Here is a 24670-nt window from a genome sequence, read left to right as displayed (position 1 = left end):
AATCCGCCGCGAGGCGGGGTTCGATCATAAATTCTCCCGAGAGGCCTCAGATGATCGATGGTTCCAGGGATTTACGACAGTCAGTCCCGCCGCCTCAAAGGGGCTTATATCGCGTGTCGCGACAACAAAGCCCTTCGAAGCGGCGATGGCGGCGATATATCCGTCCGGCGTCGGGAAGCCTTGGCCGTTCGTTCTAGCTCTGACGGCAAGGTCGGCATAATGCCGGGCCGCTCCGACGTCGAATGGCAATACCCGATCCCCAAAGAGTGCTAGTAAGCCGCCAAACATCTCGGTCAGGGCCGCTTTGCGTCGACCGTCCGGTAAGGCACCGATGCCGAACATCAATTCGGCCAAGGTAACACTCGACAAATACAGCGTTTCCGCGGCTTGCTCGTTGAGCCACGCGCGCACAGCCAAACTGGGCGTCGGTTTCATCGTCTCGGAAAGCACATTCGTATCGAGTACGATCATTCAAACCTCAAGGGCTCCGCCGCCGCCCCTTCGCGCAGCTGATCAAGCACCTCGAGATCATCATTGGTCAGCGCCAATTGCCGGCCGAGTTCAGCCAAAGCGTCTCCCATGCGAATGCGCTGCTCGGGCTTTACGGCATTTTCCAGGATTTCGCGAACTTCCGCCTCGGTGCTGCGGCCATGCATCGCCGCCCGGACACGCAGTGCGCGATGCACGTCATCGGGCACGTTTCGAACTGTCAGAACGGCCATATTCAGATCCCAAATGCTGTCAGTGACGTCAATATAGATGCAATGCAGTCAGAGGACAATCCTTCAAGGATCGTGTTTGAGCTCACGTCAGCGGTTGCGCCAACCCATCAGTTTTTCGATCCGCTCCGCAGAATTGCGCACATGCGCCGTATAATGGTTCTCGTCGGAAAAGGCCTTCTGCTCCGGCAGCACGATCGAAATGGTGGCAACGCACTGGCCGTCGCGATCGCAGATCGGCGAGGCGATGCAGGCGACCGCATAATCGGATTCGCCGGCCTGGATCGACAGGCGCGACTCGAAGGCCTTGCCGGCCGCTTCCGATAGGGTGCGCGGATCGATCTCGGCGCGGCCGGTCGGCGACGAGCGGGCGCAGCGTTTGAAAAGCTCGATGCGTTCCTCTTCGGGCAGGTGGCCGACGAGCAGGCGGCCCGACGCCGTCCAATTGAGCGGCACCCGGGTGCCGACGCGAGACGCCACCTGGAAGTGGCTCGGGCCGTCGGCCATGGCAAGCACCAGCATGTAATCGCCGTCACGGCCGCAGACCTGCACGGTTTCGCCGGCCTGGCGACAGAGATCGTGCATTTCGTGGGTGGCGATACTCATGAAATCCAGCGACCGGGCATAGGCAAGCCCGTAATGATAAAGCCGGGCGCCGAGCCAGATCGAGCCATCCGCCTGGCGCGTCAGCATATTCTTTTCGACGAGGTCGTCGACGATGACGTAGACGGTCGATAGCGGCGCCTTTACCGCCTTGGCGATGGCATAGACGCCGGCCGGCGATCCTGTTTCATAGAGATGATCGATCACCTGAAGAGCGCGGTCGATGCCGCTGACGCGGGCGCGGCGCGCGCTCTTGCCGCCGGCTTCGCCGGCAAGGCTCTCATCTTCGGAGTAAACTGCGGGCGATGTCTTTCCGTCCAATTTCATGCACCTCATGAACACTGCGACCATATTACATTACTATGGTACAGCGGTCGCTGTGGCAAATCGCAACATTTTGTAGGTTGATCGTCGGTGCGAATGTGGCGGCGGTAGAACCGGGAGACTGCGTGGTTTCCGCATCCGCCGATACCGCCCACCTCATAACAAGCGGTGACGCGCTCCGATGAGGCTGCAGGCTTTTGCCAGCCCCTTGTCCAGCGTGACGAGCGTCGTGTCGCTATCGATTGCGACGGCGAGATGCAGCGCAGCACCGGCACGAAGACCGATATTGAACTGTTCGATTATTCGCGCCGCTTCGATGAAGTGCGACCGCGATATCGGCAGGCATTCGAAGGTCGTCGAACATAGTTCCTTGAACAAGGCCAAAGCCTTGCTGCGATCGGCCGGATCGATCTGTCCGTTTCTCGCCTTGAGCCCGATGGCGCTTGAAAATTCGGTTATCGTCCAGCTGCTGACGGCGATCTCCTCGGATCGACGCTCCGCCAGCCATTGCTGCACGTCGTCCGTGCGGGTTTCGACCGTCCATGCGGCGACGAGGACTGATGTGTCGATGTAAAGCATCAATAACGATCGGTATCGCGCAGATTGCGAATGAAGGTCGCGGAATCGACCGGCTCGGCCGGTGGCTTCATCGAGGCCGTCAATGCTTTCAGCCGTTCGACATCGATCGGTTGTTTCGGCGTCTTCACCGGCACGAGCTGCGCCACCGGCTTGCCATGCCGCAATATCTCGATCGTTTCGCCGGCCTCCACCCTATTGAGCAACTCGCTCAGGTGGGCTTTTGCTTCCGCCAGGTTGACACCTGCCATCATATTGTCCCCGTGACCAATTTTCTGGTCATTTTATTCGGAAAGCGATGTGCCTGCAATGCCGTTGGAACAACCAGCCGTAGCCTGAGTTTGTCCCTCAACTCAGGAGGCTATAATGACGCATTATCCAACACCCCCTTTCCCGTCCCAGAAACAGCCGATGCCGGGTTTCACCGCCCAGATGGACCCGGTTCCCGACCATGGCGAAAAAACCTATCGCGGATCCGAACGGCTAAAGGGCAAGCGGGCGATCATTACCGGCGGCGATAGCGGCATCGGCCGCGCAGTGGCAATCGCCTATGCAAGGGAAGGCGCCGATCTGTTGATTTCCTATCTCGACGAGGATGAGGATGCCGACGAGACGAAGCGGCTGGTCGAACAGGCCGGGCGCAAGGCCGTGCTCGTCAGCGGCGATATTCAGGATCCCGCCCATTGCCGGCAAATTGTCGAGACCGCGGTCAAGGAGCTCGGCGGTATCGACATTCTCGTCAACAATGCCGCGCACCAGGCAAGTTTCAAAAGCATCGACGAGATCAGTGACGAGGAGTGGGAACTGACCTTCAAGGTCAACATCCATGCGATGTTCTACCTGACCAAGGCGGCTGTCGCCCATATGAAGCCCGGCAGCGCCATCATCAATACGGCCTCGATCAATGCGGACAATCCGAACCCGTCGCTGCTGGCCTATGCGACCACGAAGGGCGCAATTCAGAATTTCACCGCAGGCCTGGCCCAGCTTCTGGCCGAGAAAGGCATCCGCGCCAATGCCGTGGCGCCGGGCCCGATCTGGACGCCGCTCATTCCTTCAACGCTGCCCGAAGACAGCGTCAGCAATTTCGGTAAGCAAGTGCCGATGAAACGGCCGGGTCAACCGGCTGAACTGGCCACGGCCTATGTCATGCTGGCCGATCCACTGTCGAGCTATGTCTCCGGCACGACAATCGCGGTCACGGGCGGCAAGCCGATCCTGTAATGCATGTCGCCAGGAATTGGCGGTTCCGGGATCAAGGCATGCACCAAATCAGGAGCTGAGGCGCGTGATCACGATCTGGCAGGATGCGCGCTTCAGTCACGGTTTGCCGTAGCCACCGCCGGTCGGCGTCGTGATGATCACGGCGTCGCCGGCGGCGGGCAGGGCCTGGTCGCAGCGGAGCAAGTTCGAAAAGCGCGGCCTCGTGAAAGGCGCGCGTGCGGGCAAGGAGAAGTTGATCGCCGCCGCTTTCCGGCCACTACGATCAAGCAGCAAGGGCCGCCGCCTCTTTATGACGACAGCCCTTGTCGGGGGCAGGGAGAGATCCCCCGGTGTTCAGGCGGCTTTCAGCCGAAGCAGGGAATAGCCGGCAGATTGGCGCGGCTCGCAAGCGCTCCGATCATCTTGCCCACCGGCGTCGGGCGCGATTCGCGTTTCCCGGCGGCCGTTTCCAGGAGTTGCTTGAAGTCTTCAAGCTTCACGCCGTCGGCGCGCAACACCATGGCGATCAGGGGGTCGCGAAGGGCTTCGGATATTGTCAGGTCGTCTCTGGTCTGTCTCATGGCTTGTCCTCCTTTCGTGGGCGGTCGCCCGTGTTCCACATCCGCCGCCAACCCTCTGCGTTGACTTTCGCGGCCTGTGGTGTTACCGGTAAGTAACAATGCTGTTGTTACCGATCGGTCACATTGATGTCAAGGACTTCGTCCGCAAAAAAATCAGAAACTTCGAATGAAATCTCCCCAACCGTTTCAGAAGATCGTATCCCGCCGCGGGAGCGCATCGTCTCGACGGCCGTGGAGCTTTTCCGCGAGCGCGGCATCCGCGGCATCGGCGTCGATGCCATCGCCGATGCCGCCTCGACCAATAAGATGACGCTCTACCGGCATTTCGGCTCGAAGGACGAACTCGTCTGCGAGACGCTGCGGCGTGCCTCCGAAAAGGCCGATGCCATTTGGCGCGATCTGGAGGCCGCTCATCCCGGCGATCCCCGCGCCCAGCTCGACGCCTGGGTGGAGATGCGGGCGCAGTGTCTGAACGGCGAGCCCGCCGGCTGCGATCTCGCCAACGCCGCCATCGAGCTCAAGGGAGAAGGGCATCCCGCCCATGAAATGATTGAGAGGCACAAGGCCGCACAGCGCGATCGCTTGGCCGCGCTCTGTTCGGCAGCCGGTGCGCGCGAACCTCAACTTCTTGCCGATACGCTGACGCTGCTGCTCGAAGGCGCGCGCGTCAGCCGTCAGGCAATGGGCGCCGCCGGCTGTTGCGGCCATTTCGCCAAGGCCTGCCGAGCAGCGATCGCTTCTTTCACCTGATAGACCGGAACCTTACCGCCTCCACACCGTTTTTCCATCACCGGGACGATGTGGAGACCGGGAGATGAACTACGCCTATCTCAAGCGCCTATATGCCAGACGCGCCGAGCTCGAAGCCAAGCTCGAGCTTCACGAGGCACGCTATTGTTTTGGCGAGGAAGAGGTCGATGACGGCACCGACAGCGACCTGCGTCAGCGATTGAGCGAGGTCTCCGAGGAGATCGCCGCGCTGGAGAACAGGTCGGCCAGAGCCCTTTCAGGGTAGGTCACCGTAGCTGCAGGTGCTGCCGGATCATTGGCAAAGCCAGGGTCAGGAGCGTCGCGAAAACCATGATGACGCCATAGGGTATCTTCCGGCTCGCCCGAATTTCCTCGATGCGCATGAAAAAAGCGAGATGCGCGACGCGCAGCGGCACCGGCAGCCGCAGGATCAGAAGCGTGACGATGCCCAGCACAAGGAGTAGCACCGCGAACGGCATCATTCCGGGCCATCCGACAAAAAGGCCGATCGGCAGGAAAAGCTTGGCGTCTCCTGCGCCAAACAGCCGGAACGCCCAGAGCGCCACCCCAAGCACGAACATCAGCAGACCGGCCCCAAGGTCGCCACCAATTCCGCTCGAAGCAAACAGGGCCGCGCCGACATCCTCGGAACCAAGCATCACGGCCACCGCGCGCAGCGCATAAAGTGTCACGAGCGCCAGCACGACTGCGTTGGGGATCTTCCATGTGCGGAAATCTGTCCAGGCGGCGTAGAGAAATAGTAATACTGAAATAGAATTAATAAAAACGACTATGTCTCTCATCGAGTCCAACCTTCCTGGGCTATGACAATCTACTTGCACGTTCAATTTCACTCGACATCAGCGACCTAAGTTGTTTTCGAATGCAAATAATATGATTTTTGACTTTAACCATAAAGTATAGATGTAGATCGCCTATGTATAAAACATTTGACTAATTTAGACTTAACAGATTATTAATATTCCCAGTCGAAGAGGCGGTCTCGACGACAAGGCAGCCGGGGGAAATTACGGCGCACAACTTACCTGGGAGGTAATTCTCGATGAAAGCATTTGTAAATAGCGTACGCGCTTTCGCGCGGGAAGAAGATGGCGTCGCACTTACCGAATACCTTATTCTGCTTGCCTTGCTGGTTGGCGGCGTGATCGGGGCGGTGACACTGGCCGGCACCAATCTCGCTACCGTCTGGAACGGCTGGGCAGCTTGGTTTACGGCCAACCTGACACCAGCCTGATATTGGCCTTCGAAGAAGCGAGGGGTTTTTGTTAACCCCTCCCTTCTAAATTAGCATCAATGAATGGATGCGCTCCGTCCAGTGTAGCGAGTGACCGCGATGCGTTCTTCAACGATTTTAAGCCTCGTCATTGCATTTGTACTTGCCGCCGCCGCAGTTTTCGGCATGCGCGAGTATCTCTCCGATCAGAAGGCCCGGCTGCTGGCGATGAACGGCATGAAGGCCGAGGAACGGACACTCATCGTCGCCGCCACGCCAATGCGCTTCGGCGACCGAATCCGGGCCGAAAACCTCAGAGCCATTCCGTGGCCCTCTAATGAAACACCCGCAGGCTCATTCGTCAGCATCGAGATGGTCGTCGGCAATGATGCCCAGCCGCGCTATGCCATGGCGGCGATCGACCCTGGCGAGCCGGTTCTATCCTCGAAAATCACCGGTACTGGTGAACGCGCCACTCTGTCGGCGGCGCTGGATCAGGGCATGAAGGCCGTTTCCATTCGCGTCAACGACGTGCTTGGCGTTGCCGGCTTCGTTAGGCCTTCCGATCGCGTCGACGTGCTTCTGACGCGGGTCGTGCGCGGGCAGGCGGGCAACGATCAGACCTTCGTCGACGTGCTGCTGCAAGGCGTCAAGGTCCTTGCGGTGGACCAGACGGCAGACGAGCGCAAGGACGAGCCATCCGTCGTGAAAACGGTGACCTTTGAGGTCACGACCGACGAGGCGCAGCGCCTGACCCTCGGCTCCAGTGTCGGCACGCTCTCCCTGGCGCTTCGCAATGTTGCCTCTTCCTCAGTCGAGCAGACCCGGCCGATCACTGTCGCCGACCTCGGTGGCGGGGCGATGGCGACAGAACTGGGCAAGGATTTGGAAAAGCAGTTGCCAGAACCGGCAAAACAAGTGCAGATTGTGGAACAAAAGGTTGAGCCGGTGTTGCCGGTTGAGCCGAAGTGGGTGACAGTGGGAGTCTGGAACACGACGAAGCGCGAGGAGCACCGAGTCGGCCTGGTCCAGTGATGTTGATGCGGAATGCCGCAGGTGCGGCGAGCCGGATGAGGGGGCTAAAGCAGGCATGGCGAACGGCAAGAGAAAAATCGCGAGGACGAAAAGCCTTGCGGCATTAGCGGCAGTGTTTTCGGCCTGTGTGTGTTTGGGCCCCGGAGTTGCCGGCCGCGCCAACGCACAGGAGAAGTCCATCACTTTAGGCGAATCAGTCCAGCATGTGACCTTGCCTCCGAACGAGACGCTGACGCTCAATACAGGCCAGCCCTTCGGTGATCTTGTCATCGGCAGCGCCGATATGATCGACGTGGTGCCGCTTTCCGACAAGTCGCTGTTCATCCGCGGCAAAAAGCCCGGCGCCACCAATATCTCGGTCTATGGCGACGACAAGTCGCTGCTTGGGGTCATCGACATCCGCGTTGCGAGCGATTTCAGCGAAGTCGCTTCCGCCATTCGCTCTGCCGCGCCCTCGGCTCGGGTCAGGGTCATCAACTCCAACGATCGCATTCGCCTGACAGGCTTCGTCCGTGACGGCATCGAACTGCAGCGGGTGATGGAAATCGCCCAATCATATTCCGACCAGCCAGTGCTGAACCAGTTGCGCGTCAGTGACAGCCAGCAGGTGATGCTGGAGGTCCGTGTCATCGAAGCCTCGCGCCAGACGGGTCGTGACCTCGGGATCGGTTGGTCCGGCTATGGCAACAACAATCGCATCGGCAAGGCAACGTCCAGCCAGGGGATCACCGTTGATGACAACGGCAACTTGGCCCGTACCCTCCTTGATCCCAAGGGTGCGGCAACGGGTGCGTTGCCCTTCGGCCAGCTGATCGCCAAGGTGTTGGAAATCTCCGGCGGCCACATCGACGTTGTGATCAACGCCCTCGAGCAGAAGGGATTGGTGCGCCGCCTGGCTCAGCCGAACCTCATCGCCATGAGTGGCTCTACCGCCAGCTTTCATGCCGGCGGTGAAGTGCCGATCCTGAAGACGACGAACAACGGCACGACGGTGGCCACAGAGACGGACTATCGCCCATTCGGTGTGCGGCTGACCTTCAAGCCGGTGGTTCTTGATGATGGTCTCATCAACCTGGAGATCGAGCCTGAGGTTTCCGAGATTGATCCGTCGATCAACGTCAACGGCAATCCGGGATTCATCTCGCGCGCTGCCAGCACCACGGTCGCGCTCCGCGACGGCCAGAGCTTTGCCTTGGCGGGCCTGCTGCAGTCGATCAATGCCAAAGACATCCAGCAATTGCCGGGACTCGGGCAGATACCGGTGCTCGGCGCTCTGTTCCGTTCGACGAGTTTCCAGAAGAAGGAATCCGACCTCGTCATCGTCGTCACGCCACACATTGTGCGCCCGGCCCGCCCGGGTGAGGACCTCTACAGTCCGCTCGATCAGACGCGTTCGTCCAACGACGTCGAGCTCTTCGCGCTCGGGGTTCTGGAAGTCGACAAGGACATGCTCCGACGCTTTCGAAATGGCGTAGGTGTGACCGGGCCTTATGGCCACCGTCTCGACTTGAACCAGGGAGTCCAAGCCGTTGCTACAAAACGCTAAGCGCGTCCTTCTCGTCTTTGCGGCCGCCGGCCTCGCTTCCGGCTGCGCCGACTACATGAACCATCGCGACACGATCACCTTCGGGGTCGGCAACGCCGTGGAAGCAAACAAGGCCATCCAGATCGAGGACCCATTCCCGCCCGAAGCCCAGCGAACCCGAATCGCAAGCGACGGCAAGGTGATCCGCAGGGTGGTCACTCAATATCAGAACGGCGGGCTGGGCGTTGTTCAGCCGTCGCCGGCCATGGGGGCGAATGGGGCCTCCAACGGGGTGATCGCCAGCCAGTAGCTGGCGGAAGGCATGAACGGCGCAGCGCGCCGCAGGGGAAATGCACGAAACGGGGTCATCACGGCGATAGCGCCGTGATGGGGGGACGCCAATGCTCAGCAGGGTTGTCAGACGGTTCTGGAATGATCATCGTGGCTATGTCATCGCCTTGACGCTCATCGCCATGCCAATGCTTCTCGGCTTTTCGCTGCTGGTCATCGATGTCGGCCGCAGCAGCAACCTGCATACCGATCTCCAGAACGCGGTCGATGCGATGGCGTTGGCGGGGGCCCGGGAACTCGATGGCCGCGATGATGCCATTTCGAGGGCGCAGACGGCGATCGAGAAAATCGCCAATAGCGCGGCTTTCTCCGGCGGCGGGACCGGCATGTCGCTTGGCTCGTATATCAGCGTGAGCTATGACGCCGGCAATGATGCCGGAAGCACGGTTACCGTGCTTTTTCTGAAGAGCATCCCGGCCAACGACGATACGGCCATTCCGGCTTCGATGGAAACGACCGTGGCCAGCGAAGCTTCCTATGCCTGGGTTATCGCCAAGCCGCAAGCGATGCAGACGATCTTTCCGATCCCGGTCGGCTTCAACCGCGATACGATCAACATTGCCGCCGACGCCGTGGCGGTATATCACGCCAGCGCCTGCGACGTGACGCCGATCTTTATCTGCAATCCGTTCGAGCCGGTGGGGAACACCAGTGAAAGCGCCAGCGAAACTGCAGCTGCCGCGTTGCACTCCAATTTTGCGGCCGGAAATCTCTACGGGCGGCAGATCGAGCTTCACAGCACCGCGGCGTCCAATCCCGGGCCCGGCAATTTCGGCTTCCTGCGGACCCCCTTGGGCAATGGTGCGTCCGTCCTGGCGGAGGCTCTTGCCACCGGCAATCCCGGTACATGCTACACACAGGACAGCCTCGATACGGAGACGGGCGCAAAGGCGGGGCCCGTCGAGGACGGCGTAAATACGCGCTTCGGCTTCTACTCCTCGTCGTTCAACAAGGCGAACGGGGATTATCGTTACAGACCTGCTCAGAACGTGCGCTCCGCTCAGTCAATCAGCGGCAAGGGAAAGAAGGGCTGCGACACCTATACTCCGGTCATGGTCGGAGACGTTGTCGGCGATGCGACCAAGGCTTTGCCGCTCGGCTACGGTGCGAGCATGACCTCGCTTGCCGGCGGCAAGATCAGCAGCGGCAACAATTGGAACTACACGACCTATTGGAATGTCGCGCAGGGCACGGCCGCGCCCTCGGTGAGCACGGTCCTCAGCAACTACTCCAGCTATCCCCCGCAAGCGACCGGAACACCGAGCCAGCCCTCCGCCTACGACGTTTATCGTTACGAGCTTGCTAACCCGTCTCTAATCAATCATGCCTCGGCGAATGGCGAGACCGGAACACCGGCAACCGGCGGCCAGTGCTATACCGGCCCGGATCTTTCGAACTATACCGCGGCTGAATATGGTGATCGCCGCGAAATCTTCTCAGCCATCGTCAATTGTGGCTATGAAGCCTCGGTCGGGCATCTGAACGGCCATAAGGCCACGCGCGCGGTCGCCTTCGCGCGCATGTTTCTGACCAAGCCGGCAATTAAGGATTCCGGCGAACGATACCTTTCCCTGGAGATGATCGACATCACCGGCAAGGGCGGACGCGGCACGCTGGACGAATTCCTTCGGGAAGAAGCGGAGCTGGTCAGATGATGGCGCTTCGCAATTTTATCCTGCATCGACTGTGCCTCGGCTTCTGGCGGCGGGAGGAAGGCGCGGTTCTCGCTGAGACGCTGCTCGCGGTCCCCTTTGTGACGCTCTTTGCCGCGGCCATACTGGAGTTTGGCAGCATTTTTTGGCAGCGGATGCAGATCGACGCAGGTCTGCGGGATGCTGGGCGTTACCTTTCGCGATGCCGACCGCTGTCGGGAACTTATGTGCCGACATGCAATCAAGCAACGGCAAAGACGATCGCTTTTTACGGAACGCAGACACCTGCGGCAAACGCTCAACCCCGCGTCCCCGGCTGGAACGACCCTGCCGACATCACCATCAGTGCGCCCGATGCCGACGGGAACATCACCCTTTCCACTGCGCATCTCTATCAGAGCTCGCCGGTGTTCGGCTTTCTTGGAATCGACGCCATCACCCTCAGTTCCTTCCATGAAGAGAGATATATCGGATGGTGATCTTTCGGCGGCTCAAGACATTCTGGCAGGATAGCAGTGGTGTCAGCCTTGTCGAAGCATTGCTGACCTTTCCCATCGTCATGCTGGTCTTCGCCGCCTTCATCGAGTTCGGCTATGCCATGTCGCAGTGGAATCAGACGGTCAAGGCACTGCAGTATGGTGCCCGACTGGCGGCGGTATCAGATCCGCTGACGACCAATTTCAACGCCGTTTTCCCGGCCGACGCTGCCGATCCGCTCAACAACGGCAAAGCCACACCGAATAATGCCACCATATCTTCGACTTGCGGACCGGCTCTTGCAAACTGCACGGCGGCATTGAACCGGATCGTCCTGGGAAGCGATGGCGTTTGCAACGCGGGAACTGATCTGCACCCCGGCATTTGCGATCTCAATTGGCGTATCCAACCGCAGAATCTGGTCGTTACCTATCAGCGATCGGGACTCGGCTATTGGGGCCGCCCTGACGGACCCGTGCTGACGATGCGGGTAGAGGTGCGCGACATCACCTTCGATCTGCCGATCCTCGGCGGCCTGCTGGGACTGAACGACGTCACCATCCCGGCCCATCCAGTAACGATCACGACGGAAGACCTGAAGACCTGCTCAACCTGCTGATTCCTTAATTAACGCGTAGGAAAGCGAAAATGACAGCGCACATGAACATTGCCGCATCGGCCAAGATCCTGGTTCTCTCCGACGACGCGGCTGCAGCGAGCTTCATGCTCGATACGTTCGGATCGCTTTCGCGTTACGATGTCCGCCATTTCTCGCTGAAGGCACTCGGGGAAAAGGGCCGGCTCGATCCGACGCAGTTCGACCTGATCGTTCTCGACGTCGACAACGGAAGTTTGCTGCAGCAACCGGAGCTCTTCTCGTTTCGCACCGCCTATCGGGACATTCCGCTCGTCGTCGTTTCTGAAGATCTGCCGGACGACATGCTGCGGCTGCTCTTCCGCCTGAACGGCAATGACTGGCTGAAGAAGCCGCTCGAGCGCCGCGCCCTGATCGACATGATTTCGACCCATGCGCCAGGCACCGGGGCCAGCGACAGCCGGGTGCATGCCGTGGTATCAGCCGTCGGTGGTGCGGGCGCCAGCATGATCGCTTCGTCGCTTGCGCATTCGCTGGCTCAGCCGACCAAGAACTCGACGCCGCGGGTAGACCTGTTCGATACGGATTTTTGCTCCGGGGCGCTTGGCTACTATCTCAATCTTGTGAACGACTATGACTTGAAACCGGTCATCGCCAACCCTTCCCGGGTCGATCTTGAATTCATCGATCTTGTCCGAAAGCGGCATCCGGGAGGCTTTTCACTGCTTTCCTTCAAGCAGCCGTCAGTCCTTCTGTCGCCGAAGGGCGGTGAACTCGTGCTGCGTATGCTCGACGTGGCCGCCTTCGAGAGCGACCACACGGTCGTCGACGTCCCCTATTATGACACGCCGTGGAAATACGAGGTGCTCACTTCGGTCAACAGCATCTACATCGTCACCGAAATGACGGTCCCTGCGCTATCTCAAGCCAGGGATTTGTTTGCCAATCTGGTACGGCTGCGAGGCAGTTCGGACCAGATATTCATCGTCATCAATAAATACCGAGCCAAGCTTTTCGGCCTCGGCCTGCGCCGACAACAGACGGAGAAGATCTTCAAGGGCATCCCGACGCATGTCATTGCGGATGAGTGGGATACTTTGAGCGAGGCGGTTAACCGCGGTGTGCTGCCGGCTCAGGTGAATTCCCGGGCGCGATTCTGCGGCGCGGTCGGTAAACTTGGAGCATTGGTGCGATGAAGGCGATTGACCGTGGCCGCATAAGGTCCTGCGTCGGCCTTCTGGTTCTGGTCGTTCTGGCCGTTGCCGGGGATGCCGCGGCAGCCGGGCTTGTGCCACGAACCCTGGGGCCGACGACAAGCACCGTGGTGACAATCGAAAAAAGCTACGCGGCTGGAACGATCGTCATCGTCAGCGCGAACCGAACGCTGGATCTCGTCATCTCTGAAGGACGTGCGATCCGTTACAAGATCGGCGTCGGACGTGACGGATTTCGCTGGAGCGGGACCGTCAAGGTCGGACGCAAGGCAGAGTGGCCCGACTGGCGCCCGCCTGCCGAGATGAAGGCGCGCGCGGCCGGACTTCCGGACTTGGTACCTGCCGGACCGCTCAATCCCTTGGGCGCTCGCGGGATCTATCTCTTCAAGGGCGGGACCGACACGCTCTACCGCATTCACGGAACGAACGAGCAGTCGACGGTCGGCGATTTCGCCTCATCGGGCTGTTTTCGCATGAGCAATGCCGACGTCATCGATCTCTATGAGAGGGTGAAAGTCGGTTCCACGGTCATTGTAAAATAGTTCAGGGGTGGAAAGCATGGCGAACGGCATCATGGGGCGTTTCTACAAGCATCAGCAGGAGCCTGAAAGCCGGGAACATCCGGAGGCGGCCGACCTGTCTCTCGTCGCAGCTCAGAACATGCCTGCCCGACCGGTCTCTGACAGCGCCACGGCGGGTGGCGAAGAGGCGTCGCTCGGGCCGGACATGGTTTCCGAGCGGGTCAATCTGCACCGTTACCTGCTCGATCGTATCAACCTCGGGATACTCGACACGCTCGACAATGAGGAGATCGCGACCGAGATCCGGCCGCTCGTCAAGGACTATATCCGGAGTAACAACTTTCCGTTGAATGCCAAGGAAATCAACGATCTGATCCGCGATATCACCGACGAGATGCTCGGGCTGGGACCGATCGAGCCGCTGCTGGCCGACGAGACGATCGCAGATATTCTCATCAACGGCTACAGCAGCGTCTATGTCGAGCGGAGCGGCAAGCTTGAAAGCACCGCCGTCCGTTTCAAGGACGAGGACCATCTGCTTCGGGTGATCAACAAGATAGTCTCGGCCGTCGGCCGCCGCGTCGACGAATCGACGCCGATGGTCGACGCCCGCCTCAAGGATGGCTCGCGTGTCAACGTCGCCATCAGGCCGATCTCGGTCGATGGGCCGCTCGTTTCCATCCGCAAATTCACCCGCAAGCCGCTGACATTGGAGCGCCTCGTGCAATATGGCGCCATGGCCGATGCGATGCGCATCCTTCTCAGCGCCGCCGTCAAGGGCAAAGTGTCCATGGTCATTTCAGGCGGCACCGGTTCCGGCAAGACCACCTTGCTCAATGCTCTCTCCTCGCAGATTTCTCCAAAGGAGCGCCTGATCACCATCGAGGATGCGGCCGAACTCCAACTGCAGCAACCCCATGTCGGGCGTTTGGAAACCCGGCCGCCGACACTCGACGGACGCAACGAGATCCGTCAACGCGAACTTTTGAAAAATGCTCTTCGCATGCGTCCCGACCGCATCATCGTCGGCGAAGTCCGCGGCGACGAGGCGTTCGACATGCTGCAGGCGATGAATACTGGTCACGAGGGGTCGATGACGACTATTCACGCCAACACGCCCCGCGACGCCGTCGGCCGACTCGAACAGATGGTCGGCATGGCGGGGATGCCGATGTCGCAGTTGAGCATTCGCTCACAGATCTCGTCGGCCATCACCATCATCGTGCAGGTCCAGCGCTTGAGCGACGGCAGCCGCAAAGTTGTCTCGATTTCCGAGATCACCGGCATGGAGGGCGAAGTCGTGCAGATGCAGGAGATTATGAAGTTCAAGAAAATCGGCACTGACGAAGGCGGGCGGATCCATGGCGAATTCCGCGCCACCGGCATCCGGCCGCGATTCGTCGAGGAATTTGCGGAACTCGGGATCGAGATTCCCGTGGCAATTTTTGATCCCGGTAAACCGCTCCAAACGGGACCTGTTCAATGACCCTGACTCTCGTTTACGCTGCCGTTTTCACCGCGGCCCTTGTCGCTGTTGAAGCGATTATGCGCGGCTACTTCAAGACATCCGAACGCCACCGCGCCGTGAACCATCGGTTGAGCTTGCTCGAGGTCAGCGATGATCATCGCAAGACCTATAGCGATATGCTCAAGGAGCGGGGTGTCGCCGGTGGTTGGCGGCAAACCCCCATGATGCAGCGGCTGCTGCGGTTCTACGCGCAGTCGGGAATCAAGTTCGATGCCAGGCGATTTGCTCTCTTCGCGATCGCGGGCGCACTTTTTACGTGGCTGGCAGTTCAGTTCCTCGTGCCGAGCACTCTGTTTAGAATACCCGTCTTTCTGCTGATCTGCCTGCTCATCCCCGCGTTGGTCGTCTGGCGCGCCCGGGCGAGCCGCATGAAGAAATTCGAGCTGAAGCTTCCTGAAGCGCTCGATGTCGCCAATCGCAGCCTGGCCGCCGGCCACCCGCTGCCGGCGGCGATTTCTTTGGTGGCACGCGAGATGCCTGATCCGATCGGCACCGAGTTCGGCCTCCTCTCGGATGAACTCACCTACGGCGTGACGCTGGACGATGCCCTTGTGAACTTAGCCGATCGGGTCGGCGTCGAGGACCTGAATCTGCTTGCGATATCGTTGAGCGTACAGGCGGGAACCGGCGGCAATCTCGTGGAGATCTTGCAGAACCTTTCGAAAACGCTGCGAGACCGGTCGATGCTCAAGGCAAAGGTCAGGGCGATTTCGTCTGAAGGACGCATCACGGCGATCTTCATGTCGATCTATCCGTTTTTGCTCTACGCGATGATCAAGGCGTTATCGCCGACCTACTTCGATCCCGTCTGGGACAGCGGCCACGGACCTGCCGTTGTGAGCATTCTGCTGGCCATCATGGCGATCGGGAATGTCATTCTCTACAAGATGGTCAACTTCGAGTACTGAGGCGGTCATGTCGAGCGAGTATGGAATCTACCTCATCGTCTTCTTTGCAGTGCTGATATTTTCGGCGGCAGCCTCGGAATTGTTTTTTCGACAGCGCGAGGTCTCCGTTCGGGTGTCAAAGAGCTCGGCGGTGCGCGACGAGTTCCATGTTGGCGATACGACGATTGCCGATCTCGGCGAGGCGGAAAACCGGCTGATCCGCCGCTATTTCGAAATTACGCGACGTGACACGAATCTGAACTCCACCCAGAACCGGCTGATTCGGGCGGGCTATTTTGCTGCCGGCGCGGTGACCACCTTCCAGGTGGTCCGCGCGGTGATTTGTATCTGCATGCTGGTCGGGGCGGTCTGGGTCCTAAACCGGATCGCGCCGAACATGCCGCAGATAGGCGCCCTGATCATTGCCATGTTTGCTGCGGGCGCGACCTTTATTCTCGTCAACATTTATATCGACCGGCGTGGCACCGCCAAGGAGAGGGAATACCGCCGTCTCTTTCCAGATTTCATGGATATGCTGATCGTCTGCCTCGATGCAGGGATGAGCATCGAAGCGGCCGCGAACCGTGTTGCCCGGGAATTCGTGGCCAAGCAGCAGGACTTCGGCCTCCATCTCTCGATCATGATGCTGGAAGTGCGGGGCGGCCGGCGACTGCGTGAGGCGCTCGCTAACCTGGCCACCCGCCTGAGAATCGACGAGGCCCGGGCCCTGTCCGTTCTGTTCCGCCAATCGGAGGAGCTCGGGACCAGCGTCACCCAGACGCTGCGGGTCTACAGCAAGGAAATGCGCGACCTGCGTATTGTGCGCGCCGAGGAAAAGGCGAACGCCTTGCCGGTCAAGATGCTGCTGCCGCTGGGCGCGTTCCTTTTTCCGGTAAGCCTCGTCATTGTGCTCGTGCCCGTTGTTATGCGTGTCATCAGTCTTCTTGTCGGCATGAAACCCGGCGGTTAAGCCAAGCGAGGTCGTATGCAGTATTCGCTCGAACAGAATCGTGACGCCATCATTTCCCTCGATCCGCGTATGCCAATGGCACCGGGAAGCATGGAGCAAGCGGGATTGGATCAGTCGTTCCTGCTTCGGCTGGCCGCAAAATGTGCGGCCGAGCAGGATACGACCACGGCCTCTCATCTCGCTGAACGCATGAAATTGCCGAAAGTGATCGTCAATATCCTGATCAAGGAACTGGTGAAACTCGCATACCTCGAGGCTCGCGGCCTGGCGGGTGAGGATGTCAGATCCGATGTCCGATATGCGCTGTCAATGAAGGGGTTCGAATATGCCCACGCGGCGTCGCGCCAATGCCAATATGTCGGGCCGGCGCCGGTGTCGCTCGACGCGTTCTGCCGGCAAATAGGTTTGCAGTCCATCCATCACGAGCGCGTAACCCCAGAGCGGCTGACCGACAGCCTCGAGGGGCTGGTGCTCTCGCACACCCTGGTCGAAAAACTCGGCCCGGCCATCAACTCCGGTCGCTCTATCCTGCTTTACGGACCGCCCGGCAACGGGAAGACCAGCATCGCCGAGCGGACGTCGCAGCTGTTTCGCCAAACGATCTGGGTGCCATATGCCATCGAGGTCGGCGGCCATGTCATCAGTTTCTATGACGAGGCCGTGCATCACCCCGTATCGGAGGCTGGCGCGGACTCCCATTCGAAAGCGGATCAACGATGGATCGAATGCCGCCGTCCGGTGATCAAGACGGGCGGGGAATTGACTCTCGATCAGCTCGATCTCACCTTCAACGCCGGGCCAAATGTCTATGAAGCACCCATACACTTGAAAGCGTCCGGCGGCGTGTTCATCATCGACGACTTCGGGCGTCAGCAAGTGGCGCCACAGGCGCTCATCAATCGCTGGATTGTGCCGCTCGAGCGCGGATATGACTTTCTGACGCTGCACACCGGCAAGAAGTTCAAGGTTCCCTTTGACGAGCTGGTCGTATTTTCGACGAATATCGCACCGAAGGACCTCTCCGACGAGGCGGGCTTGCGGCGCCTCAAATACAAGATTTTTGTCAACACTCCGTCGCGCGACGAATATCTCAGAATTTTCAAATCCTACGCCAGCGGCACTGGATTGGTTATCTCTGACCCAGAGCTGAACTTGTTCTACGATCGCAAGTACAACGGCGATGTGCTAGCGTCTTGCTACCATCCGAAATATCTTCTCGATTTCGTCGGTTCCTACTGCGAGTTTAATGGCTTAGCGCGAATCGCGTCGCTTGATATGCTCGAACGCGCGTGGGAAGGTGTATTTACGTCGGAATGATTGCGGACTTGGCGCTGATCACGGCCTGTTCCTGGACAATGCCAACGCAGATTTGATGACTTACGGGGAGTAAGCGAATGACCGGCATCCCGAATATCGACGTCGAAGTCGACGGCGCAAAACCAAGCCATATGCGAACACCAGAGCCGAGAGTCTCAAGAAACCCGCTGCTCGTCGGTTTGATCCTCATGCTCCTGCCTGTGAATGCCGGCGTTCTCATTTATACGGCCAAGAACTCGGCCGATGTCCGCGAGAGCCGCGAGACCATCGCTGCGCTCAAAAGGTCCATCGATGGCCTGAGAGGACAAATGGAAAAGCAGTCGCGCAACATCGCGGAGAATGCCAAGGCCGACGAAGTCGCACTGATCCGCCAGGAGATGGATAGCCTGCAAAAGTCCATTCTGTCGATCAACGAAGGAATGCGCAACGACATGAGCGGTGCACGCATGGGTTCAGCTTTGGTCCTCAGTGCACCCGGCAAGGAACCGGCACAGTTTTTCGCACCCCGTGGCGTGTCAGCGGAAACACAAACTGCAGATAGCACCCTTGCGTCGATCGAAGCCGGCGGCATTTCCGTCAGTAACCTGCCGCGTTACGAACGCACACTCTCGCCGGAAGGCAAGCTCATTCTTCGGAAGGCACGGTAAACACCGACTCGCCGAAATCTCCAAAGCAATCGGTGGACGCCGCCAAAGGCACCGTGCCGCTGCTCATATTGTTCTCATCTCGACGCAGATTGCCGATCGCTGAAGGATCGATTACCGCTGAGCATACTTCACGCTGTTCTTCATCAGTTCGAGATTACGGGCAGTGACTTCGTTTCCGGGATCAAGCTCATAGGCTTTCAGGAAATAGCGCCGGGCGGTACGCAGGTCACCGCGTAACAGGTGAGAATAGCCGATATTGTTGTAGTAGACCGGGGTGTTGCCGATCATCCGCGAGAGTTGCTGATAAGCGCGGTCGGAGGTATCGAAGCGGGCAACCATATCGGCGGAGGCCGCCAAGCCTAACCAGGCGGCCGGGTCTTCCGGAAAAACGTCAACCGCTCGCTTGTAGATGGCGTAGGATTTTCCGTAATTCTTTTCCTGAAACTGCAGTTTGCCGTTGGTTATCAGCTCGTCGTTCTTGTAGAAGGCGACGGCCGAGTCATCCTGGAGAGTTTTTGCGCTGTCGCCGTAAGCAGCCAGACCATCAACGCCGGATGACTGGCAACCAGCCAAAATCGCTCCGGTCGCCAGCAAAAAGGCAATGCATTTAGTCCCAGCTCTGATCTGCAGCATTGGCAATTTGATCCCCATCAGACATTCTTACCCAAGACTCGGATGCGTTCACCGGCATCATCGTGAAAAAAAGCTAACAACTCAAGAATTTAAGCAGATACTCACAAAAAAGGCGACAGAGGCGGTCTTCGCTGGCTTGCGCCATGGGCAATAAACGCCAACTACTCGGGGTAGGCAACATGTGCGCCCCAAAATCTCGGCCTGATAGAAAAACTTGGCGGCGCATGTCGCTCCGCTTAGAGCAATTCCAGGAAAAGTGTGAACGGTTTTCCCAGGCAAAGCGCGAAGCGCCTTTGCCGGGAATTGCGTAAAAACAAAAACTTGGAGCGGTTCTGCGCTTCCGTGAAAAGCTGAACCGCTCTAGTCCTTGGCGCTGAGGATCTCGATCGTCCGCTCGTCGAATTTTCCTTGATAAAAACGGTCGATCGCCCGGTGGAAGGGCGACCCGTGATCGCTGATCGCTGCAAACAAGGTCATCGATGAGCGAAGCTTGACATCATCAGGCGAGCCGAGGATGTCATGGGCCGATCGGCCGTCGATCGATAAAAGAGCCTCGACGCAGCGCAGCAGCCGGCTTGAGAGCGTGGGATCGGCGAGATAGGCGGCCGCTTCCCCGGCCGAGCGTATGGCATATTTTTCCGCCATTGCAGAAGTGCCGAGCCCAGCGATCTGCGGGAAGATGAACCACATCCAATGAGACGTTTTCCGTCCGGCCTTCAGCTCGGAAAGCGCCTGCTCGTAGACGCCGTTTTGGGCATTGACGAAACGTTCGAGATTGTAATCGATCTTGCCGGCCATGGTTCTTTCCCTTTGCTGTCAACGCAGCTTGAGCCAGAGGGGCTCCATGCCCGGCGAAGAAACTTCTCCCTGGGCGAACAACAATGTCGCCCGGGGTAGTCGGCTTGCTGTCAGCAGACCCGTTCAGCATAAGGGCTGCTGTCACGGCAATGGCCGTAAGGCTGATGATGCGGCGTATCGCCAGGGATGGCGGCAATGGCCGATGTCGTCACCGGATCCGTCACACTGGAAGAATATGCGGCAAAACCAACAAAGCTCAAGACAACCAACGCTGCGACCACCACGATGCGCTCGAAACCGGAAAGTTTCTGCGCGCTGACATGTTCCACATAGTCACGCTCGCCTGGACCGAGAGTTTCGTCCTCTTTCACGTGGAGGGTCACCATGTCCTGGCGACGGCTTAAAGTTTCACAATCTGTCATTTTTAATTACTCCTGCAACACATGCGGTCGGTCGAAGAGTAAACTCTCACCCTCCCGTCGAACCGGCTCGCCATGCGTGCATGCATGTGTGTCTTCAATCGTGGCAATTGAAGGGGCAATATTCAAACTCAGTGTTCAAAAATTCGTACCAATAAATGCAAAAGATCGTGAGGCTCTGGCCCGCTCGAATGATCCAGGTTAGTTCTTGGCAGCATCTCTCATCAGGACCATCTCATGAGCAAATCCTTCGGTGCGATGTCGGTCGCCCAGCTTTCCGTTCTCATCCAAGGCGGCGCCGCCGATCCGGTCGATGTGGCCGAGACGGTATTCGAATCCATAGCGAACTATGCCGACAAGGCGGTCTTCACCACACTGCTCGAAGGTCGGGCGGTGGAGGAGGCGCGCGCCTGCTCCAAACGTTTGCGGGAAGGGCGCTCGCTCGGTTTGTTGGACGGCATTCCGATCGCCTGGAAGGATCTTTTCGACATTGAAGGCCTGCCGACGACGGCGGGGTCAATCGTCCTGGCTTCCGACGCACCCGCCACTCGCGATGCGGCGATCGTCAGTCTCCTCAGGCGGGCGGGCATGGTCGCCATCGGCCGCACCAATATGAGCGAATTCGCCTTTTCCGGCCTTGGCATCAATCCGCATTACGGCACGCCGGTCAATCCGCGCAGCACCGATCTCCCGCGCATCCCCGGCGGCTCCTCCTCTGGCGCCGGTGTTGCCGTCGCAGCCGGGTTGGTGCCTGTCGCGATGGGCACGGATACCGGCGGCTCGGTGCGCATTCCCGCTGCGTTCAACGGCATCGTCGGCTACAAGGCGACACGTGGCCGTTATGCGATGGATGGAGTTTACCCGCTGGCAAAAAGCCTCGATTCGCTGGGGCCGCTCTGCCGCAGCGTCAGGGACGCAGTCTGGATCGATGCGGCAATGCGGGGCTTGACCGCGCCTGACGTCGTCGAGCCTGCCCTGCCGGGGCTGGAACTGCTTGTGCCAGAAAATGTCGTTTTCGATGAAGCCGAACCGGGTGTCGTCGCCGCGTTCGACGCAGCGTTGCAACGCCTACAAAGCGCCGGCGCCCATATATCCCGCACCGTCATCCCAGCGTTCAACGAGATTTTCGATCTGATGACGAGATACGGTCCGCTGGTGACGGCAGAGGCGTTCGCCCTTCACCACGAACGCCTCGCGGGACCGGACGCAGACCGCATGGACCACCGCGTCGTCATGCGCACTCGCCTGGGAAGCAGGACGACGCTGCCCGACTACATCGCGATCCTGCAGGCGCGCGATCGGCTTATCGCCGACGTCGATCGCCTGGTCGGCAACCGCCTCATCGTCTTTCCCACTGTTGCCCATGTCGCTCCGCCGATCAGCCCGCTGGAGCGCGACGACGAGCTCTTCTTCGCCACCAACAACAAGACGCTGCGCAACACCGCGCTCGGTAACTTTCTCGACTGGTGCGGCGTTTCCATTCCCTGCGGCACGGCCGGGGCCGGCATGCCTGTCGGCCTGCTGCTTTCAGCGGCCGCCCGTCGCGACGAGGCGCTGTTGGGGGCTGCCCTGGCCGCCGAGGCAGTCATCCGTGGCGATTTCGCTTGACGGCAATTGAAGCGCGCGGGCTTTTTTTGCCATTAATGGAACGAGAAGCTTTCTGGAGGAAGGCACATGCAGCTTTTGCAGAACGAACGCTTTGCGGTTTCGACGTGGTCACTGCACCGGCTGCTCGGCGCGGTCCATGCCTACAGCCCTGATCCCAGCAAACGCGCTGCCCCCAAAGAACCGTATGGCCCCGGTGTCGCGGCGCTGATCGACGTTCCGGCGGCGCTGGCGGTACGTGGCATCCATCGGCTGGAGATCTGTTCCTTCCATCTGCCGAGCCTCGAAACCGGCTACCTCCACGAGCTGCGCGACGCGATGGCAGCGTCCAATGTGCTGTTCCAGACGCTGCTCGTCGAGGACGGTGACCCGAGCCATCCCGAAACGGCCGAACGCGACGTCGAATGGATGGCGCGTTGGATCGACATATCCGCTGCCCTCGGGGCTGAGCGGATGCGGGTCATTGCCGGCAAGCAGAAGCCGACGGAGGGAAACCTTGCTCGCGCTGCCCGCCATCTGAACTGGTTGGCCGACAAGGCCAAAGGCAGTGGGGTGCGCGTCGTGGTCGAGAACTGGTTCGACCTGCTGCCGTCGCCGGCGGAGATGAACTGGCTGCTGGACCGGCTGGACGGCAAGGTCGGCCTTAACGGCGACCTCGGCAATTGGTCGGCACCCGCCAAGTACGAAGGTCTTGCCGATATCATGCGCCGGGCGGAAATCTGCCACGCCAAGGCCGATTACGGCCCTGCAGGTCTCGATGCCGACGATTACCGCAAGTGCCTGGAGATGTGCGAGCAGGCCGGTTACGCCGGTCCTTTCACTGTGATTTACGACTCGCCGTTCTTCGCCGATGAATGGGACGGGATCCTGCTTCAAAAACAATTCATCGAGGATTTTCTGCGCGAGGCGCCAGAGCGCAGGACGGCTTAAAGTCCAAGGACTTCGCGCTTATTCCTGACGCGGGAATCTCTGGCTTTCCTCCAGCACGTTCAGATCCATGTGGTTGCGCATATAACGCTCCGAGGCTTTCTGCAGCGGCTGATAATCCCAGGGGTAATAGGCGCCGTTGCGAAGCGCTGCGTAAACCACCCAGCGGCGCGCCTGGCTTTCGCGCACGGCTGCGTCGAAATCGCCAAGGTTCCAGCGCCGGCTTGCTTGCTCGGTTAGCCGCGCCAAGCCTTCAGCATGCGAGGGATCGCTCGCCAGATTATTCAATTCTCTCGGGTCGGCCTCGAGGTCGAAAAGCATCGGCGGGTCCTTCTCACAGAGCGACAGCTTGTATCGCCCATCCCTCAGGCAGACGAGCGGCGCTTCGGAACCTTCAGCGGCATATTCCATCGGCACGGGGCCGCGGCTGCCGGTGCCTTGGGCGAGCGGGGCGAGATCCTCGCCCTCGGTCCACGGTTTCAGTGAGGCTATATCGATGCCGACGAGGCCGGCGAGCGTCGGCGTCACGTCGAGGGTGGAAACCGGCTGGTCGATGCGCTTCGGCGCCCAGCCGGGCGCTGCGATCATCAGTGGAACGCGAGCCGATCCTTCGAAGAAGTTCATCTTGAACCAGAGGCCGCGATCGCCGAGCATGTCGCCATGGTCGGACACGAAGAGGATGATCGTATTGTCGGCCATGCGGCTGCGTTCGAGCACATCGAGAATCTCGCCGATCTTTTCATCGACATAGGAGATATTGGCGAAATAACCGCGTCTTGCCCGTCTGATCTCCTCCGGGCTGATGTCGAAAGCCTCGTGATCGCAGGCTTTCATCAGACGTTGCGAGTGCGGGTCCTGCTCATCGAAAGCGATCGGCGCAACCGCCGGATCGAGGGCCGGGCAGTCCTCATAGAGATCCCAGAATTTGCGGCGCGCGACATAGGGGTCATGCGGATGGGTGAAGCTGACGGTCAGGCACCAGGGGCGCTCGTCATGGCCACGGGAGAGATCGTAGAGTTTCCGCGTGGCGTGATAGGCGACCTCGTCGTCATATTCCATCTGGTTGGTGATTTCGGCCACACCGGCGCCGGTGACCGAGCCGAGATTGTGGTACCACCAGTCGATGCGCTCGCCGGGCTTGGTGTAGTCGGGCGTCCAGCCGAAATCGGCGGGGTAAATGTCTGTCGTCAGGCGCTCTTCGAAACCGTGCAGCTGATCGGGGCCGACGAAATGCATCTTGCCTGAGAGTGCGGTCTGGTAACCGGCGGCGCGCAGATGATGGGCATAGGTCGGAATGTCGGAGGCGAATTCGGCCGCATTGTCGTAGACGCGCGTTCGGCTCGGCAATTGTCCCGACATGAAGGATGCCCGCGCCGGCGCGCAGAGCGGGCTTGCCGTATAGGTATTGGCGAAGCGCACCGAGCGCTCGGCCAGGGATTTCAAATGCGGCGCATGAAGGAAATCGGCCGGACCATCGGGAAACAAGGTCCCATTCAACTGGTCCACCATGAGAATGAGGATATTCGGGCGCGCCATATGATTTGCCTTTTGCTATTTGAAGATTTTATTGAAGCGCCTA

The 24670-nt window shown here is 59.6% G+C and carries 31 protein-coding genes; 19 read left to right on the top strand and 12 right to left on the bottom strand.

Annotated elements, in window-relative coordinates; translation table 11 throughout:
* Positions 1 to 24: 24 nt before the first annotated feature.
* From FHT70_RS11850 to FHT70_RS11830, 5 genes are all read right to left on the bottom strand, one after another.
* The gene (locus tag FHT70_RS11850; RefSeq protein ID WP_183701173.1) at positions 25 to 471 is read right to left on the bottom strand and encodes a type II toxin-antitoxin system VapC family toxin; all 447 of its coding nucleotides are present in this window, start codon (positions 469 to 471) and stop codon (positions 25 to 27) included.
* On the bottom strand, positions 468 to 722 hold the full coding sequence (locus FHT70_RS11845; RefSeq protein ID WP_183701171.1) for a plasmid stabilization protein: 255 nt from the start codon (positions 720 to 722) through the stop codon (positions 468 to 470). Before FHT70_RS11845 ends, FHT70_RS11850 begins: the two co-directional genes overlap by 4 nt.
* An 87-nt stretch (positions 723 to 809) precedes the next feature.
* Complete coding sequence (locus FHT70_RS11840; protein WP_097600802.1) at positions 810 to 1649, bottom strand: IclR family transcriptional regulator; 840 nt, start codon at positions 1647 to 1649, stop codon at positions 810 to 812.
* Between the two features lie 153 nt (positions 1650 to 1802).
* Complete coding sequence (locus FHT70_RS11835; protein WP_183701169.1) at positions 1803 to 2225, bottom strand: type II toxin-antitoxin system VapC family toxin; 423 nt, start codon at positions 2223 to 2225, stop codon at positions 1803 to 1805.
* Positions 2225 to 2473: a type II toxin-antitoxin system prevent-host-death family antitoxin gene (locus FHT70_RS11830; protein WP_183701166.1), complete on the bottom strand. Its 249-nt coding sequence runs from the start codon at positions 2471 to 2473 to the stop codon at positions 2225 to 2227. Before FHT70_RS11830 ends, FHT70_RS11835 begins: the two co-directional genes overlap by 1 nt.
* Before the next feature lie 115 nt (positions 2474 to 2588).
* Between FHT70_RS11830 and FHT70_RS11825 the strand changes: the two genes are divergently transcribed.
* Complete coding sequence (locus FHT70_RS11825; RefSeq protein ID WP_183701163.1) at positions 2589 to 3446, top strand: SDR family oxidoreductase; 858 nt, start codon at positions 2589 to 2591, stop codon at positions 3444 to 3446.
* Between the two features lie 96 nt (positions 3447 to 3542).
* Here the strand turns inward: FHT70_RS11825 and FHT70_RS11820 are convergent, their stop codons facing one another.
* Both FHT70_RS11820 and FHT70_RS11815 read right to left on the bottom strand, forming a co-directional pair.
* Positions 3543 to 3719, bottom strand: a complete 177-nt coding sequence (locus FHT70_RS11820) for a hypothetical protein (RefSeq protein ID WP_183701160.1) — start codon at positions 3717 to 3719, stop codon at positions 3543 to 3545.
* A 71-nt stretch (positions 3720 to 3790) separates the two neighbouring features.
* Complete coding sequence (locus FHT70_RS11815; RefSeq protein WP_183701157.1) at positions 3791 to 4006, bottom strand: hypothetical protein; 216 nt, start codon at positions 4004 to 4006, stop codon at positions 3791 to 3793.
* A gap of 126 nt (positions 4007 to 4132) precedes the next feature.
* Here FHT70_RS11815 and FHT70_RS11810 point away from each other — a divergent pair, with 126 nt between their 5' ends.
* Both FHT70_RS11810 and FHT70_RS11805 read left to right on the top strand, forming a co-directional pair.
* Positions 4133 to 4756 (top strand): TetR/AcrR family transcriptional regulator, encoded by a 624-nt coding sequence (locus tag FHT70_RS11810; protein WP_183701154.1) that lies wholly within the window; start codon positions 4133 to 4135, stop codon positions 4754 to 4756.
* 64 nt (positions 4757 to 4820) lie between these two features.
* Positions 4821 to 5021 (top strand): hypothetical protein, encoded by a 201-nt coding sequence (locus FHT70_RS11805; protein ID WP_097600797.1) that lies wholly within the window; start codon positions 4821 to 4823, stop codon positions 5019 to 5021.
* A gap of 1 nt (position 5022) precedes the next feature.
* On the opposite strand, the gene FHT70_RS11800 is transcribed toward FHT70_RS11805, so the two are convergent.
* The gene (locus FHT70_RS11800; RefSeq protein ID WP_183701151.1) at positions 5023 to 5559 is read right to left on the bottom strand and encodes a prepilin peptidase; all 537 of its coding nucleotides are present in this window, start codon (positions 5557 to 5559) and stop codon (positions 5023 to 5025) included.
* Between the two features lie 260 nt (positions 5560 to 5819).
* On the opposite strand from FHT70_RS11800, the gene FHT70_RS11795 reads away from it, so the two are divergent.
* The 14 genes from FHT70_RS11795 to FHT70_RS11730 all read left to right on the top strand — a co-directional run bounded on the left by FHT70_RS11795 (position 5820) and on the right by FHT70_RS11730 (position 18709).
* Positions 5820 to 6011, top strand: a complete 192-nt coding sequence (locus FHT70_RS11795; RefSeq protein WP_183701148.1) for a hypothetical protein — start codon at positions 5820 to 5822, stop codon at positions 6009 to 6011.
* Positions 6012 to 6110: 99 nt separating this feature from the next.
* Positions 6111 to 7025, top strand: coding sequence for a Flp pilus assembly protein CpaB (gene cpaB / locus FHT70_RS11790; protein WP_183701145.1), 915 nt, complete (start codon positions 6111 to 6113; stop codon positions 7023 to 7025).
* Between the two features lie 55 nt (positions 7026 to 7080).
* Positions 7081 to 8571, top strand: a complete 1491-nt coding sequence (locus FHT70_RS11785) for a type II and III secretion system protein family protein (RefSeq protein WP_183701144.1) — start codon at positions 7081 to 7083, stop codon at positions 8569 to 8571.
* A complete protein-coding gene (locus FHT70_RS11780; RefSeq protein ID WP_183701143.1) occupies positions 8555 to 8860 on the top strand; it encodes a hypothetical protein in 306 nt (101 codons plus the stop codon). Before FHT70_RS11785 ends, FHT70_RS11780 begins: the two co-directional genes overlap by 17 nt.
* Positions 8861 to 8951: 91 nt before the next feature.
* Positions 8952 to 10556: a TadE/TadG family type IV pilus assembly protein gene (locus tag FHT70_RS11775; RefSeq protein ID WP_183701142.1), complete on the top strand. Its 1605-nt coding sequence runs from the start codon at positions 8952 to 8954 to the stop codon at positions 10554 to 10556.
* Positions 10553 to 11032 carry a TadE/TadG family type IV pilus assembly protein gene (locus tag FHT70_RS11770; RefSeq protein ID WP_183701141.1) on the top strand — a complete coding sequence of 160 codons (480 nt, stop codon included), beginning with the start codon at positions 10553 to 10555 and terminating at the stop codon, positions 11030 to 11032. The genes FHT70_RS11775 and FHT70_RS11770 overlap by 4 nt, the downstream gene beginning before the upstream one ends.
* Positions 11026 to 11649, top strand: a complete 624-nt coding sequence (locus tag FHT70_RS11765; RefSeq protein WP_183701138.1) for a TadE/TadG family type IV pilus assembly protein — start codon at positions 11026 to 11028, stop codon at positions 11647 to 11649. The genes FHT70_RS11770 and FHT70_RS11765 overlap by 7 nt, the downstream gene beginning before the upstream one ends.
* Before the next feature lie 29 nt (positions 11650 to 11678).
* Positions 11679 to 12821: a pilus assembly protein gene (locus FHT70_RS11760; protein WP_183701136.1), complete on the top strand. Its 1143-nt coding sequence runs from the start codon at positions 11679 to 11681 to the stop codon at positions 12819 to 12821.
* Entirely contained in the window at positions 12818 to 13381 is a 564-nt protein-coding gene (locus FHT70_RS11755) for a L,D-transpeptidase (protein WP_183701133.1), read from the top strand. Before FHT70_RS11760 ends, FHT70_RS11755 begins: the two co-directional genes overlap by 4 nt.
* Positions 13382 to 13397: 16 nt before the next feature.
* A complete protein-coding gene (locus tag FHT70_RS11750; RefSeq protein ID WP_097600790.1) occupies positions 13398 to 14846 on the top strand; it encodes a CpaF family protein in 1449 nt (482 codons plus the stop codon).
* On the top strand, positions 14843 to 15796 hold the full coding sequence (locus FHT70_RS11745) for a type II secretion system F family protein (protein ID WP_097600789.1): 954 nt from the start codon (positions 14843 to 14845) through the stop codon (positions 15794 to 15796). Before FHT70_RS11750 ends, FHT70_RS11745 begins: the two co-directional genes overlap by 4 nt.
* Before the next feature lie 7 nt (positions 15797 to 15803).
* On the top strand, positions 15804 to 16745 hold the full coding sequence (locus FHT70_RS11740; RefSeq protein ID WP_183701130.1) for a type II secretion system F family protein: 942 nt from the start codon (positions 15804 to 15806) through the stop codon (positions 16743 to 16745).
* 15 nt (positions 16746 to 16760) lie between these two features.
* Positions 16761 to 18062 carry an AAA family ATPase gene (locus FHT70_RS11735; RefSeq protein WP_183701127.1) on the top strand — a complete coding sequence of 434 codons (1302 nt, stop codon included), beginning with the start codon at positions 16761 to 16763 and terminating at the stop codon, positions 18060 to 18062.
* 77 nt (positions 18063 to 18139) lie between these two features.
* Complete coding sequence (locus tag FHT70_RS11730; protein ID WP_183701124.1) at positions 18140 to 18709, top strand: hypothetical protein; 570 nt, start codon at positions 18140 to 18142, stop codon at positions 18707 to 18709.
* Between the two features lie 111 nt (positions 18710 to 18820).
* On the opposite strand, the gene FHT70_RS11725 is transcribed toward FHT70_RS11730, so the two are convergent.
* From FHT70_RS11725 to FHT70_RS11715, 3 genes are all read right to left on the bottom strand, one after another.
* Positions 18821 to 19342, bottom strand: a complete 522-nt coding sequence (locus tag FHT70_RS11725; RefSeq protein ID WP_097600785.1) for a tetratricopeptide repeat protein — start codon at positions 19340 to 19342, stop codon at positions 18821 to 18823.
* A gap of 360 nt (positions 19343 to 19702) precedes the next feature.
* Complete coding sequence (locus FHT70_RS11720; RefSeq protein WP_183701121.1) at positions 19703 to 20140, bottom strand: DUF1810 domain-containing protein; 438 nt, start codon at positions 20138 to 20140, stop codon at positions 19703 to 19705.
* A gap of 110 nt (positions 20141 to 20250) precedes the next feature.
* A complete protein-coding gene (locus tag FHT70_RS11715) occupies positions 20251 to 20526 on the bottom strand; it encodes a hypothetical protein (protein ID WP_183701481.1) in 276 nt (91 codons plus the stop codon).
* Positions 20527 to 20796: 270 nt separating this feature from the next.
* Between FHT70_RS11715 and FHT70_RS11710 the strand changes: the two genes are divergently transcribed.
* Both FHT70_RS11710 and FHT70_RS11705 read left to right on the top strand, forming a co-directional pair.
* A complete protein-coding gene (locus FHT70_RS11710) occupies positions 20797 to 22167 on the top strand; it encodes an amidase (protein WP_183701119.1) in 1371 nt (456 codons plus the stop codon).
* A gap of 66 nt (positions 22168 to 22233) precedes the next feature.
* Positions 22234 to 23094, top strand: coding sequence for a TIM barrel protein (locus tag FHT70_RS11705; RefSeq protein ID WP_183701117.1), 861 nt, complete (start codon positions 22234 to 22236; stop codon positions 23092 to 23094).
* An 18-nt stretch (positions 23095 to 23112) separates the two neighbouring features.
* Here the strand turns inward: FHT70_RS11705 and betC are convergent, their stop codons facing one another.
* The gene (betC, locus tag FHT70_RS11700; RefSeq protein WP_183701115.1) at positions 23113 to 24627 is read right to left on the bottom strand and encodes a choline-sulfatase; all 1515 of its coding nucleotides are present in this window, start codon (positions 24625 to 24627) and stop codon (positions 23113 to 23115) included.
* Positions 24628 to 24670: the final 43 nt, after the last annotated feature.

The organism is Rhizobium sp. BK049, assembly GCF_014193135.1.
Taxonomy (GTDB): Bacteria; Pseudomonadota; Alphaproteobacteria; order Rhizobiales; family Rhizobiaceae; genus Rhizobium.
The sequence above is the reverse complement of the archived record's forward strand: the minus strand, read 5'-3'. Positions and strand labels throughout refer to the sequence as shown.